Raw genomic sequence first — 13,014 nt, 5'->3', positions numbered from 1 at the left:
ATTTGCGAGGAGCAGCCACTCCACCGACTCGGTGTGGAGCCCCAATCACCCCATCTGATTCATAATTATCCGGTGTATTTACATAGCCTTGCGATGCGGCGAGCGAAGAGCTGGATTGATGCGATGAACAGCCATGCGGTGGCTGACGTGATGGTTTGCTCGAAGTCCTTGGCGAGACGGCGGTTTCGATTCAGCCATGCCAGCGTGCGCTCGACGACCCACCGGCGCGGGAGGATCACGAAGCCCTTGGCGGTATCGGACCGTTTGACGATCTCGAGGGTCCATTTGCCGATCCGGCGCAGCGCCTGCCGGAGTTTGTCGCCGGCATAGCCGCCGTCGGCAAACATATTACGCAGCCACGGGAAGCGCTTGATGATCTGGGCGAGCACCAGCGGTGCACCGTCTCGGTCCTGGATGTAGCTTCGCTGAACTTCGTTTCGGCGGTGTGGATCACGGCGTGGACCAGATTGCCCTCGGTGTCGGTCAGGATGTGGCGCTTGCGGCCCTTGATCTTCTTGCCCGCATCATAGCCGCGAGGACCGCCGGATTCGGTGGTTTTGACGCTCTGGCTGTCGATGACCCCGGCACTGGGCGAGGCATCGCGCCCTCTCGCCTCGCGTCCGATCAGCAACAGGGCATGATTGAGCGACAACCAGAGCCGGTTGTCCCGCCACAGGTAGAACCAGCGCCGCACTGTCGAGACCGGCGGAAAGCACGGCGGCAGCATCCGCCACGGCCAATGCGCTGACGGAGCGAAAGGCTGCCTGGGGAAATATTGGGCCACAGCCTAAACATAATTGACCGAATGGTTTGAGAGCATTACCAACGGACTGTGCCGTTGGAGCAGAATATGCACCTTGCGAAGAAGTCTGCCGCGGGCAGGCCGCACGGCACGCTTCGATCTCAGGGGGAGGTCCAAAATGTCGCATTGTTTTTCTCGTTTTCTTTCGAGTGCATCGATCATTTCGGCGGCCGTTGCTGGCACCGTCAGTCCCGCTTTCGCCCAGGATTCAGGGGGGGGCGAGGTGGCCGGCAGCTACGGCGAAATCGTCGTTACTGCCACCAAACGTGAGCAAAAGCTTCAGGATGTCGGCCTGACGGTCAGCGCATTGGGAAGCGCGGCGCTTGAAAATCGACGGATCGAAAACGTCGAAGATCTGGCGAAGGCGGTTCCCGGACTAGCCTTCGCACCTAGCCCGAACGCCACTCCGGTCTATACGATGCGCGGCGTCGGCTTCTTTGAAAGCTCGATTGGTGCCTATCCCAACGTAGCGACGTACATCGACCAAGCGCCGCTGCCGTTGCCGGTCATGACAACGCTGACCGCGTTCGATCTTGAGCGCGTGGAGGTGCTGAAAGGCCCGCAAGGCACACTGTTCGGCAACAATGCGACAGGCGGCGCGATCAACTTCATCGCCGCTAAGCCGACCGATGATTTCCACGCTGGCATCAAGGTCGGCTATGCGCGTTTCAACACCGTCGATATCGACGGTTTCGTCAGCGGTCCGCTGGGCGAAACGCTGAATGCGCGCGTGGCTGTCAAGGCTACCCGGGGTGATGACTGGCAGAAAAGCTATACGCGCGATGACACTCTGGGCGCAGTAGATCGTACGGCCGCGCGTCTTCTGCTGGAATGGCAGGCGACGGAACGACTGACCTTCAATCTCAACGTAAACGGGTGGCGCGACAAGTCAGACACCCAGGCCCCGGCGCTTTACAACGACTTCGCTGGCACCGCGACTTACAAGCGCGATGCCGCCGGCAACTTCATCCCGGGCGGTTCTATCCAGAACCCGTTCAATGCGGCGATTGGCGTGCTCACCAACGACGTCGATCTGTTCGGCACGCCGCGGGCAGCGCTTGTGAACGGGGTGCCTACCGTGATCGTGGGAAGCCCGTTCACCACTTACCCCACCGCACCGAAGAACCCACGCGCAGCCGATTGGACTCCGGATAAGCGGCCTTATTCCAACAACAGGTTTTTCCAGGCCACGCTGCGCACCGACTTCGATATCACTGACACGATCCAGATGACGTCAATTACGGACTATATCCACTACAACCACCTGAATGGCACCGAAGCGGACGGCACCTCGTTCAATGCGATCGACCTGGTGCGGGACTGGGGCAAGATCAAGACGTTCGCCGAGGAAGTCCGGTTCAGCAGCACCGATAACACGTCCGCGCTCCGCTGGGTGGTGGGGGGCAATTACGAGCGCACATCCGCCGATGAAATCATCGACAATACCTACTACGATGCATCGACCTCGCACGGTGGCCAATATCAGGGATTTACCGCCAACAGCTACCCCAGCTTCCAGGACATGACCAACCTGGCCGTGTTTGGCAATCTGGAGTTCCGGGTCAACGATCTGATCAACCTGCGGGGCGGGATTCGCTATACGGAAGCGAAGCGCACGGCGGAGATCGGCAACGAAAGCACGCCGGGGTATGTCGAAACCAGCCCCGTCGACTTCGGGATCACGAACTTCTTCAACGCGACCTGGCAGGCCCTGGGAACCGGGATCGGCGTTGCCAATCTCTGCCCCGGCGCTGTGGCCAACGGCCTGACACAAGAGGAGTGGGTTTATCACCCCGTGGCCGATGGTGACAGTTTCACGCTCAATCCGGACACTTGCCAAGCCGAAACCTTCCACGGCAAGCTCAAGGAGCATAACACCTCCTGGAGCCTGGGCATCGATCTCAAGCCCATGGACCACTTGCTGTTCTACGCAAACGTTGCAAGGGGCTTCAAGGCGGGAAGCTATCCAAGCGTCTCGGCGGCAACCACGAACCAGTTCCAGCCGGTCGTGCAGGAGAAGGTCACGAACTACGAAATCGGCTTCAAGTCTACGATACCCGATTTGCGCATGACGTTGAACGGCGCGCTGTTCTACAACGATTATCGAAACAAGCAGGTCCGCGCCAAGATCGTCGATCGGATATTCGGCTTTCTCGACGCTCTCCAGAACGTGCCCAAATCCGAAATCAAGGGTGCCGAGATCGAAATGGCGAGCTCGCCGGTCGACGGGCTCAATCTTGGTGTTTCGGCGACATATCTTGACACGAAGGTCAAGAATTATATCGGCGCCAATCCGAACGAGTTCTCCGGCTCGTTCCTGAGCTACGCGGCGATCCCGCTCGATTACAAGGGAGCGAAGTTGCCCTTCGCGCCCAAGTGGCAGGTTTCCGCATCATTCGATTACACAGTGCCGGTCAGCGACAAGTGGAGCGCGATGGTCGGCGCGGTGTTGAGCGCGCAGACCAAGACCATCGCCGGTCTTTATGGCGCAAACGACAAGGTTTCGCAGTATGTGTACCGCATCAACGGCCGCACGCTGCTCGACCTGACGGCGGCGATGATTTCGAAGGATGGCTGGAAGATCTCCGTCTGGGGCAAGAACGTCACGAACAAGTATTACTGGACGAACGCCATCCTTAGTTTCGATACCAATGTTCGTTACACCGGGCGCCCTGCGGAATACGGCATGACGGTCGGGTATCAGTTCTAATTGCAAGTTAAGAACGACGGCGGGGCTCTGTGAAACTGGTTCGTGGAGCCCCGCCTGGCCTCTGACGGGCGTAAGCCCTCAGTCCACTATTCCGGTCTGTCTTGGGCTCCGCCGTGATCGGCTGCCGGGTCGCCGGCCTCACGCCGGGTGGAGTACATCTGGATAAGATCGATGATGTTGCCATCGGGCGCAAGCTGCGCAGGTCCGAGGTTATTCGGTCCTTCGCGGACCTGTCGCTTCTGAAAGATCGAAAACTTATCGTGATCGCAGCGGTTGGATGCCGGGGCATCTTTGGTCTTGACCAAATGGACAGTCACAGCTAGCTGATGTTGCTCGCGGTTCGGAACTGAGGATGGCCTTGCTTGGTGCCTGACAACCCACCGATCGCTGGCGCGCGGCGCAATCGGGAGAACGATCGTGAAAGGTCTGATGTATCGTGGCCCCGGTGAAATCCACTACGAGGATATCCCGGACGCCCGCCTTCCTGATGCCCATGGCGCGGTGGTGAAGGCTACCGTGTGCAGCATCTGCGGCACCGATTTGCACCCCTATCATACCGACATGGGCTTCAACAATTATTGCATCGGCCACGAAGCCGTGGGCGAAGTGGTGGAAGTGGGCGCGGAAGTGCGCAGCTTCGCGAAGGGCGACCGTGTGCTGATCCCGGCCTCGATTGGTTGCGGCCGCTGCAAGCCGTGCTTGTCGGGTCATGTTTACCTGTGTGACAGCTATCCGAATGGACGGGCCTATGGCCAGGGTGATCCGACTATTCCCGGCTGCCAGGCCGAAGCGATCGCGGTGACCATGGCGGACAACAACCTGTTCCTTCTTCCCGAAGGGATGAGCGACGACCTCGGCATCATGCTGACCGACAACATCGCCACCGCTTGGTACTGCGCACGACGCGGCCGGATCGAGCCGGGCAACACGGTGGCCGTGATCGGGCTGGGCTCGGTCGGGTTGCAGGCGGTGATGGCGGCGTTGGCCATGGGGGCGGAGCGGGTGTTCGGGCTCGATCTGCTGGAAGACCGGCGCAAGGACGCCTGTGCGATCGGTGCCACCGATGTCGGCGGCGAAGACGTCGTCGCCCGCGTTCTGGACGCGACCGACGGCAATGGCGTGGACGTGGTGCTGGATGCCAGCGGCGGGCGGGTGACAACGGCGTTGGCCATCGATCTGGTCAAGCGCGGCGGGCGCATCTCGCAGATCGGTGTCAGCGAACAATTCGAGATCCCGTTCCCCATCCTCGGCGCGTTGTTCAAGAACGTGGAATTCCACACCGGCGTGTGCTCGGTCCAGGCCGAGGTTCCGCACCTTATGGCTGCACTGGCCTCTGGCAAGCTGGATGCCGGTCAGGTCGGCGGGATCATCACTCACCGGATGAACCTGTCGGACGGTGCCGAAGCTTATCGCCTGTTCGACAGCCGTCCCGACGGGCTCAAGAAGATCGTGCTCGATCCGACCCGCTAGCGGGCGTTCGGACGGGATGGTCAACGCATCCCGGCCTTCGCCTTCAGGGCGAATGAATGATTACGCGCGCCGCCGCGATTTCGGCCATCAGGCGGGGCTGCCATTCCGGCTTTCCCCATGCCAGCAACGTGATCGATATAGCGTGCCGAATGTGCGCGAAGAACATCGCCTCTGTGATTTCTTCGTGAGCCCATAACCCCAAGGCACCGGCGAAATAGGTATTGATCGCTGTGCCGAAATCGGCCTCCGTTAACACGGCTGGCAGTGGGGTGGCGGCTTCTATCGCCACCGCGGCCGTGCGCCAGTGCTGTTCACCCTTTTTCATGTAAGCGGGGCGATGCTCATGATCAAGGACGCCGAAAAGATAGCGCGTCAGCGGCCGGAAAAACATCGGATCCGACACAAAGAAGCGCACGGCTATGTCACCCATTTTCAGTATGTATTGGAGAGGGTCCGACTGCGGATCAACTGAACTTGGCAAGCTCATAATGCGATCGATCGATCGATGGAGAAGCGTGTAAAGCACTGCGCCTTTCCCGCCGATCAGATTGTAGGATGTGAAATGGCTCATCTCTGCGTGGACGGCCAGTTCCCGCATGGAGAAGCTCACAGATCCGGATTCGCGAATGAGGTTCTCGGCTGCGTTCAGAATCCTCTGTCTGCGCTCTTCTTTCGCTCGTTCGCGAACCGTCACGCCATACTCCATCAGTTTGCACTGTACCGTGCCACCGGCCCTAGCGGGTATGCGTGGCTGTTCCAACTGCGGCCAGTCGGTGGCGCTGACTGCCATTTGCGAAAATCTTTACGTTACAGATTTTTATCGCAGGAATCGATAAATCAAAAAATAATAGGATGCATCCAAAGATTGGACTATATGATCGAGTAATGCCATGCACTTCGAGTCTGAAGAGGCAGGTCCAGGCAAAGCCGGACTGCGGCTTTGAACAGGAAGAATTGCTGGGAGAGGAACAAAGAACATCTCGAAGCAAATCGGCCCGACCACGTGCGCCGCATCCAGGACAACCGGCAGAATATGGCGTGACGCTGCGCTATAGGTGGAAATGAGGGCGGGCGGTCAATCCGCCGCAATGATTGAGAGGAACGGACATGGCTGATCTGGATGGCAAGGTGTTCATCGTCACCGGTGGCGCGAGCGGGATCGGCCGCGCGACGGTCGAGCTGCTGATCGAGCGTGGCGCGCGTGTGGCGCTTGCCGATATCGATGATCCTGCTGGAGAGGCGGTGGTAGCCGCAGCCAAAGGCAACGCGATCTATGTCCATTGCGACATTGGCAGCGAAGAGGACGTCAAAGCCCTTGTCGCGCGGACGATCGACACCTTCGGCGCGCTGGACGGAGCTTTCAACAACGCCGCCATCCCGCAGGCGGGGCTGCCTCTGGCCGATGTTTCGCTGGAACGGTTCCGGCAAAGTCTCGACATCAATGTCGTTGGAACCTTCCTTTGCATGAAATACCAGATCCTCTCGATAATCGGGCGCGGTACAAAGGGCTCCATCGTCAACACCGCCTCGGCGGCGGGGGTGGTGGGCGTGCCCATGCATGGCGAGTACGTTGGTTCGAAACATGCGGTCGTCGGCCTGACCCGGGTTGCGGCGGCGGACTATGGCAAGCACGGGATCCGCGTGAACGCGCTCGTTCCCGGCGCCGTGCGGACACCCATGCTGCAACGCGCGATGGACAACGATCCCGGGTTGGAGCCTTACCTCAATTCCATCCACCCGATCGGCCGGTTCAGTGAACCGGCGGAACAGGCCGAGGCAGCCGTCTGGCTGCTATCGGACGCCGCGTCCTTCGTGACCGGCGCCTGTCTTGCCGTCGATGGCGGGTTCACCACGATCTGAGGACTTGCGGGAGCGCTGCCATGTACAACGCCAAGATTCTCGCCGCGATACCGCGCCGAAAGGATATCTCCGAACAGCAGTTCCACGATCACTGGCGTCATCCGCATGGCACGCTCAGCAAGAAGATCGCCTGCCTGCGCGGCTATATCCAGTCGCACCGGATCGACAGCCCGCTGCTTCCCGACAAGCAGCGGGTCTATGACGGCATTACCGAGTTGTGGTTCGACAGCCTGGACGATGCCCTCGCGCTCGGCAAGGATCCGGCTCACGCCAAGTACAATATTCCCGACGAGCCGCTATTTGTCGATATGGACGGATTGACCTTCACCTTCTTCGAGGAAGAGGTGCTGCGCTCGCGTCCTTCGGTCGATGATCCGGACGATGCTGCGGTGCATTGGTCCCCAACCGACTGGTCGGTCAGTGCCAAGATCATCCAACTGGTCGAAAGCGACGGCAATGTCGATTGGGCGGCCGACGACGACGGCGCGCTGGGTGACCGGCTGGGTGCATACCGTCATGTTCGCTCGCGCCCGGTTGCTAAAGTGCATGGGGATTCCCCACCCTTCATCGGCGCGCGTGAACTGTGGTGGCCCACGCTATCCGCGCTGGAACGCGGGGTCACGGCAGATCCGCAGGCTTTTGCCACCCTGATGGGTCGCGCTGGCGTTCACCATACCCTCATCGCCAATGCCGAGCGTATAATATGAGCGGGCATAGCGAAGGACTGCTGCCGCCCGGTTTCGAGGATTTGCTGGAGTTCGTGCCGCACTGGGTCGGGTCGACGGCCCAGGAACGCTGGGACATCCGCGCACGTTCCAGTATGGACGATATCCGGCGGTTCTACACGGTGATGCTCGCCCGGTCGGAAGCCATTCTGGCGCATGTCGGCCAGTTCCCGCTCGATGCGCTGCCGGAACCCGTGCTGCGCCTGTTCCGCCTGCAGCTGGCGCTTGCCCAGGCTGCCATGGCAGTGGAACTGCACAGGCAGCCACGCGCAATCAATTCGCCGTTTCCCCATTCTGTGCGGATCGTGCGTACCGCTGAACCGACGGCCTGAAGGAGAAGTGCCGTGAACGAGATGACAGAGCTTGCCGGCATCTGTACCAGCGACCTCACCCGCAGCGCCGGGCTCGGCACAGGGCCCGTCTCATGCGAACCCTACCGGTCGCCCGAATACTTCGAGCGCGAGCGCGAGCAGTTGTTCAAGCGGGCCTGGCTCACCGTCGGACGGATCGAACAGGTCCCCGAAAAGGGAAGCTTCTTCACCAAGACGATCGAGATATGGAACACGCCGATCGTTGTCGTGCGTACCAGCGACGATAAGGTTCAGGCCTTCTACAACGTCTGCCCGCATCGCGGAAACCAGGTGGTTCTGGAAGAGCGTGGCCGGGCGTCGCGTTTCATGTGCAACTATCACAACTGGGTGTTTCGCAACGATGGCCGCCTGTTCGGGATCCCGGACGAGGCAAATTTCTTCGATGTCGACAAGAAGGCTTGCGGTTTGCGCCCGATTGCCACCGAGGTGTGGGAAGGGTGGATATTCATCAACCACCAAGCCGTCCCCGAAGTGGGGCTGACCGAATTCCTTGGCGAGTTCGGCCGGCGCTTTTCAGGCATCTCTTGGGAGAACACCGAAACCTCGCTTTACTTCGAGGCGCACCTCGATGCGAACTGGAAGGTGCTGGCCGATGCCTTCTCGGAGACTTATCACATCCCCTCCATTCATCCGGCAACTATCGGCAAGACTTTCGCCAGCCAGGTAAACCCGCATTCGCGACCTTTGGACGCCTTGTTCTGGGGGCCACACCGGCAGTTTTCCACTTTCGGAAACCCCGAATATGCGCCTCCCGAAGATGCGATGGTGGAAAAGATGGCCTATGCTAACCGGGATACCGGCAACGTGCTGGGTGCCGCAGACACCGCTGGCATGTCACGCTATCTCGATCATCCCGCGATCAATCCCAAGCAGTCGCGCTACTGGGCCCTGGACATCGCCGTGGCCTTTCCCACGCTGCATATCAATCTCTCGCCGGGTGGCTTCTGGTCTCATCGGTTCTGGCCCATCAGCGTCAACCGCACCCGCTGGGAAGCAGAGTTCCACGTTCCGCGTCCGACAACTGCGCACGAATGCCTACAGCAGGAACTTTACGTCGCGCGCATCGCCGAAATCCTGCTCGAGGACGTCACCAATACCGAGCGCACGCAGCGGGGCATCGAGGCGCGTGCCTTTGACACCATGCAGTTGCAGGATGGAGAGGTGCAGATCCGTCATAACCTGCACCATGTTGATCGCTGGGTGAACGCGGCAAGCGTGAGCGAAGCGCTGAACGGCTGACAGAGGGAATGGCAATGGCGGACATGGCCGCGCTTTCTGCCCAGCGGAGTGCGCCTGTCCACGGACAGCTACGTCAACGGAAAGGCGCTGGCCCGCGTTCTTCATGCGTTTCGGGATGTATGTAACCGTCGGGGCTCCGACGTGTTGCGCGGGTACCGTCCGCGAGGCCGCCCGTCGCGACGATAGGAATATCCAGCTGCCGTCGGGCTTTCTGAAGCAAGGTGAACAGGTGAAGGTTCTGATCCCCCGCCGTACCGCCTTTCTCCGCTCCGCCCCGGACAACTCCGTCCGCACCAGCCTCTTGCGCGAGAAGCGCCTCTTCCAGCGTTTCAGTCATGTGATAGGTTGTCAGACCGGCGTCCTTGATCCGCTGGATATAGCGCAGCGGATTGCCGTAGCCGGTCGTGACGAACTGACTTTTGCCTTCTAGCCCCTATTTGAGCATGGCCTTTTCCTGCTCTGGGCGTTCAATAAGCCAGTCGATGGCAAAATGAAGACCTATCGGCCGATTGGTCCTGGCACGCACAAAATCGAACTGTTCCTGCATTCCAGCCGGATCGAGAAACATCGTTTCGATCAGACCGACTGCTCCGGCTGCGACCACCGCGCTGACCAGAGATTCGCGAGAGATCACACCAATCGGCGCCTGGAATATCGGAAATTCAGCACCCGTATGTCTGACGACGCGATGGTTCTCGAAAGAGTGCATCATACCGTACCTGTATTCGCGAATATCGAACGCGTGGTCGGACGTCAGGCTGGCCTGGCAAATGGATGAGGTGCGTGGAGCGGAACGCCGACGTCATCCAGTTCGCCGAATGTCGAAGCCTTTACAGCACGCGCATAAGCAGGCCGTGCCATCACGTTTTTCCGCCATGCAGCGATATTCGGAAACCTGTTGGTATCGTCCCATACGACCAGTTTGGCGACGCGCATCGCGTATTCCATCATAATATCGGCGGCAGTGAATTCGGCCCCGCCGAAGTACGGATGCTTGCTCAGAAAGGCCTCGACGAACTCGAAAACCGCAGCCGCGCCGATCGGCTCGAAGCCGTCGTTACGGTTGGCCGCATCATAGCCGCGCGGAGCCTGGTCCACGTCGATGCCTGCCGCCATCGCAGAAAGACGCCGTTGGGTCATCCGTGCGAGCGCGGTCCCTTCGGCAAAGTGCATCCATTGAGTGTGGAACAGAAAGTCGTTGGATGTCTTGGATGGAACCAGGTGCCCATCACCATGAAGCGCCAGCAAGATATCGATGATCGCTCCGGATTCGACGATCAGTTCGCCAGCATATCCCATGACCGGTGCCATCGGCATGCCCGGCAGCACCTCCTGCAAGGCCATCAGTGAGCCGAACTGATCGCCCGGTCGGAAAACGAGATCGTATTTCAGATCGAGTTCCTCGCAAAGCCACACGACGCGAAAACCACGCGATGCTTCGAAGTGATAGATCGTCGGGTAGTTTCCATTGCTATTCATGATCATTTCTCCAGACCGCGAGCGATCATCGCGCTCAGAAGTTTGCTCCCAAGGTGACGGAAAGGGTGCGTGGGCGGATGTAGGAAATCCACGTCGGCGAGTTGGGATTTCCCAGAACCTTGTAGCTGGATATCGTCCCGATGCCGTGGGTGTCGAAAACGTTCTCAAGCCGGAGCTGAACATCGAACTTCTCGAAATTGATCCCGGCGCGCAGATCGACGCTGGTGTAGGATGGAATGACGACATTCGGGTCACTCGGCGATCCGGGATACGAACTGTTCTTTTTACCCTGATATTTGACAGTAGCGCCGAATGTGGCCTTGCTGCCCCCCCCGACAGCTGCGGCGTAATCGGTCGAAAGCGACCCCGCGTATTTCGAATTGAGGGGTAACTGTTCCCCTGCTGATGCCCCTGTAGCCGCGGTGGCAGCCGGATTTGCCTTGATGATCTTGGGATCGGTATAACCGGCATTGCCCGAGACGATCAGTCCGGGCATCGGCCGCAACGCGAATTCCAGTTCGAGTCCCTTCACGCGCGCCTTGCCGCCATTGTTCGTATAAGGTTGGCCAAAGGAATCGTACTGGTCGATCTGGACGTTGCTCCAGTCGATCTGGAATGCGGAGAAGCTGCCCGACAGCAGGTTGTCGCTAGTCGCTGCCTTGATGCCGACTTCATAGTTCCAGACAGTATCCGGCTTGAAAGTTGTCGGCGTGCCCGGATCTAGACTGACGCCCGGACCGCCCGGGCGATAGCCACTTGCAGCGCGCGCATAGAGATTGATCTGGTCATTCGGCCGCCAGCGTACCGTCGCAAGATATGTTTTGGCCGAATCCGACACGCGCGGTAGTGATCGGTTGCCCCCGGGGATCACGGCATCCTGTGTCGTGCTTTGGCGATAGGACTGCTTGTTGTCACTATAGCGGAAACCGCCGGTGATATCGAACCGGTCAGTAACGTAGAATGTCAGATTCCCATAACCGGATATCTCCCGATAAGTGCCCGATGTCAGGCCGTTACTGAGGTAGGTGTACGGTGCCGGGAACGGCTCGAGCCCAGGCAGGGCATTGATGCGCGTTTCGGCGAAGAAGCCCGTACGTTCATGCGTATAGTATCCTCCGAGCAGAAACTCGACGGGCCCCAGACGCTTCGAAACGAAGCGTAGCTCTTCGGTATATTTCTTCATGGCCAGATTGCCACGGGTGGGCGTGGTAAACGTGCCGGCAGGAACACCCGCAAGCAGCGTCAGGATATAGCCATAAGCATTGGTGAAATCGATAAACGTATCGACGTCATACTTTGCGAAACTCGAATTCGCGACGATCGAGCCTGGACCGACGTCATATTCGACCTTGGCAGTCGCCGTTGTATATTTTGCGCGAATCCCTTCATCCCAAGGCGATGAGTCCTTGTTTACACCGTACTTAGGAGTACGGGTGTCGCTTTCCGCAAGGGTGTAGTTGAGCGCTTTTGTGTCTGTATCCTGATACGCTGCCGTCAGTTCGACCTTGAGATCGCTAGACGGCTCCCAAAGCGCTGCGACCCGTCCGCCGTAGGAATTACCATCGTTGTGATCCTTCTTGCCCGTATAGACATTGTCGACCCAACCAGGGCTATGGCGGGCAAGCACCGTCGCCCGGACGGCCAACTTGTCCCTTACGACCGGCAAGTTGAAGTTCCCGCGTATGCCATAGCCTTCGCTACCGCCTTTTACTGACGACGCATCAACTTTTATGGACCCGCTGAATTCCGCCAGATCGGGCTTTCTGGAAATCAGGCGAACGAGGCCGCCCAGGCTTGATGCTCCATAAAGCGTCCCTTGCGGGCCTTTCAGAACTTCGATGCGCTCGATATCGGTAATGTCGGGGTCGGGCGTTACAAATGCGCCATAAGACAGCGAACCGGTCGCCGTGAAGGGATTGTCGTCAAAATAATAGGCGACGGTCGCGGTAGACTGGAATGACCCCGTATTAAGGCCCCGCAGGATCACCGTGCCATAGCCCGGCGCGCCATGGTCTCGTGATGCGAAGCCGGGGACCAGTGCGATGTAATCGGCGACCCGCTGCACGCCCTGCGCTTCCATTTGCTGAGAACCAATCGCTGTGATGGCCGCCGGAACATCCTGAAGGCGCTCTGCGCGTTTCGACGCAGTAACGATGATCGGCTGCCCCCAGTCTTCGGAATTATCGGACTTGTCCTGCGCATGGGCCTGCCCGCCCATTATAAGCATCAGCGCCGTAGTCGCGCAAAGTGCCTGCCTGTTGCTCATCCCAATCTCCCCTTCTTTTTGTTAGCTAGTTGTTCGGCCGCCGTAGTGTGATGCAACAACTGGCACGGCCATTTGTCTTTCGTGTCCGACGA

Annotated in this window: 10 protein-coding genes and 2 pseudogenes; 6 read left to right on the top strand and 6 right to left on the bottom strand. The window is 59.3% G+C overall.

Annotated features, from left to right (window positions below; translation table 11 throughout):
- Positions 1-65: 65 nt before the first annotated feature.
- A pseudogene (locus IE122_RS16405) lies at positions 66-736 on the bottom strand (IS5 family transposase); the annotation flags it as partial.
- Positions 737-920: 184 nt separating this feature from the next.
- On the opposite strand from IE122_RS16405, the gene IE122_RS16400 reads away from it, so the two are divergent.
- Positions 921-3,512 (top strand): TonB-dependent receptor, encoded by a 2,592-nt coding sequence (locus IE122_RS16400; protein WP_189622333.1) that lies wholly within the window; start codon positions 921-923, stop codon positions 3,510-3,512.
- Positions 3,513-3,598: 86 nt separating this feature from the next.
- Here IE122_RS16400 and IE122_RS18415 read toward each other — a convergent pair whose 3' ends face one another.
- A complete protein-coding gene (locus IE122_RS18415; RefSeq protein WP_229814312.1) occupies positions 3,599-3,817 on the bottom strand; it encodes a hypothetical protein in 219 nt (72 codons plus the stop codon).
- 112 nt (positions 3,818-3,929) lie between these two features.
- Here IE122_RS18415 and IE122_RS16395 point away from each other — a divergent pair, with 112 nt between their 5' ends.
- Positions 3,930-4,982: a zinc-binding dehydrogenase gene (locus IE122_RS16395; RefSeq protein ID WP_189622332.1), complete on the top strand. Its 1,053-nt coding sequence runs from the start codon at positions 3,930-3,932 to the stop codon at positions 4,980-4,982.
- A 43-nt stretch (positions 4,983-5,025) separates the two neighbouring features.
- On the opposite strand, the gene IE122_RS16390 is transcribed toward IE122_RS16395, so the two are convergent.
- Positions 5,026-5,772 carry a TetR/AcrR family transcriptional regulator gene (locus IE122_RS16390; RefSeq protein ID WP_189622331.1) on the bottom strand — a complete coding sequence of 249 codons (747 nt, stop codon included), beginning with the start codon at positions 5,770-5,772 and terminating at the stop codon, positions 5,026-5,028.
- A 338-nt stretch (positions 5,773-6,110) separates the two neighbouring features.
- Between IE122_RS16390 and linC the strand changes: the two genes are divergently transcribed.
- From linC to IE122_RS16370, 4 genes are read left to right on the top strand one after another with little or no spacing between them, the layout of a single operon-like run.
- The gene (gene linC / locus IE122_RS16385) at positions 6,111-6,842 is read left to right on the top strand and encodes a 2,5-dichloro-2,5-cyclohexadiene-1,4-diol dehydrogenase LinC (RefSeq protein WP_229814310.1); all 732 of its coding nucleotides are present in this window, start codon (positions 6,111-6,113) and stop codon (positions 6,840-6,842) included.
- 20 nt (positions 6,843-6,862) lie between these two features.
- Positions 6,863-7,549 carry an EthD domain-containing protein gene (locus tag IE122_RS16380; protein WP_189622329.1) on the top strand — a complete coding sequence of 229 codons (687 nt, stop codon included), beginning with the start codon at positions 6,863-6,865 and terminating at the stop codon, positions 7,547-7,549.
- The gene (locus tag IE122_RS16375) at positions 7,546-7,899 is read left to right on the top strand and encodes a hypothetical protein (protein ID WP_189622328.1); all 354 of its coding nucleotides are present in this window, start codon (positions 7,546-7,548) and stop codon (positions 7,897-7,899) included. Before IE122_RS16380 ends, IE122_RS16375 begins: the two co-directional genes overlap by 4 nt.
- 21 nt (positions 7,900-7,920) lie before the next feature.
- Entirely contained in the window at positions 7,921-9,177 is a 1,257-nt protein-coding gene (locus tag IE122_RS16370; RefSeq protein WP_229814314.1) for an aromatic ring-hydroxylating oxygenase subunit alpha, read from the top strand.
- A gap of 73 nt (positions 9,178-9,250) precedes the next feature.
- Here IE122_RS16370 and IE122_RS18410 read toward each other — a convergent pair.
- From IE122_RS18410 to IE122_RS16350, 3 genes and pseudogenes are all read right to left on the bottom strand, one after another.
- Positions 9,251-9,886 (bottom strand): annotated as a pseudogene (locus tag IE122_RS18410) (nitronate monooxygenase).
- A 44-nt stretch (positions 9,887-9,930) separates the two neighbouring features.
- Positions 9,931-10,656 (bottom strand): glutathione S-transferase family protein, encoded by a 726-nt coding sequence (locus tag IE122_RS16355; protein ID WP_189622325.1) that lies wholly within the window; start codon positions 10,654-10,656, stop codon positions 9,931-9,933.
- A 34-nt stretch (positions 10,657-10,690) separates the two neighbouring features.
- Entirely contained in the window at positions 10,691-12,922 is a 2,232-nt protein-coding gene (locus IE122_RS16350; protein ID WP_189622324.1) for a TonB-dependent receptor, read from the bottom strand.
- Positions 12,923-13,014: the final 92 nt, after the last annotated feature.

Origin of the sequence: Novosphingobium colocasiae (assembly GCF_014652555.1) — a bacterium.
GTDB lineage: Bacteria > Pseudomonadota > Alphaproteobacteria > Sphingomonadales > Sphingomonadaceae > Novosphingobium > Novosphingobium colocasiae.
Note: the sequence above shows the minus strand (reverse complement) of the source record. Positions and strands in the feature narration are given on the sequence as shown.

Coding starts and splice junctions, on each gene's coding strand:
- IE122_RS16400 (WP_189622333.1), top strand. CDS start 921: ATGTCGCATTGTTTTTCTCGTTTTCTTTCGAGTGCATCGATCATTTCG.
- IE122_RS16390 (WP_189622331.1), bottom strand. CDS start 5,772: ATGGCAGTCAGCGCCACCGACTGGCCGCAGTTGGAACAGCCACGCATA.
- IE122_RS16380 (WP_189622329.1), top strand. CDS start 6,863: ATGTACAACGCCAAGATTCTCGCCGCGATACCGCGCCGAAAGGATATC.
- IE122_RS16375 (WP_189622328.1), top strand. CDS start 7,546: ATGAGCGGGCATAGCGAAGGACTGCTGCCGCCCGGTTTCGAGGATTTG.
- IE122_RS16370 (WP_229814314.1), top strand. CDS start 7,921: ATGACAGAGCTTGCCGGCATCTGTACCAGCGACCTCACCCGCAGCGCC.
- IE122_RS16355 (WP_189622325.1), bottom strand. CDS start 10,656: ATGAATAGCAATGGAAACTACCCGACGATCTATCACTTCGAAGCATCG.
- IE122_RS16350 (WP_189622324.1), bottom strand. CDS start 12,922: ATGAGCAACAGGCAGGCACTTTGCGCGACTACGGCGCTGATGCTTATA.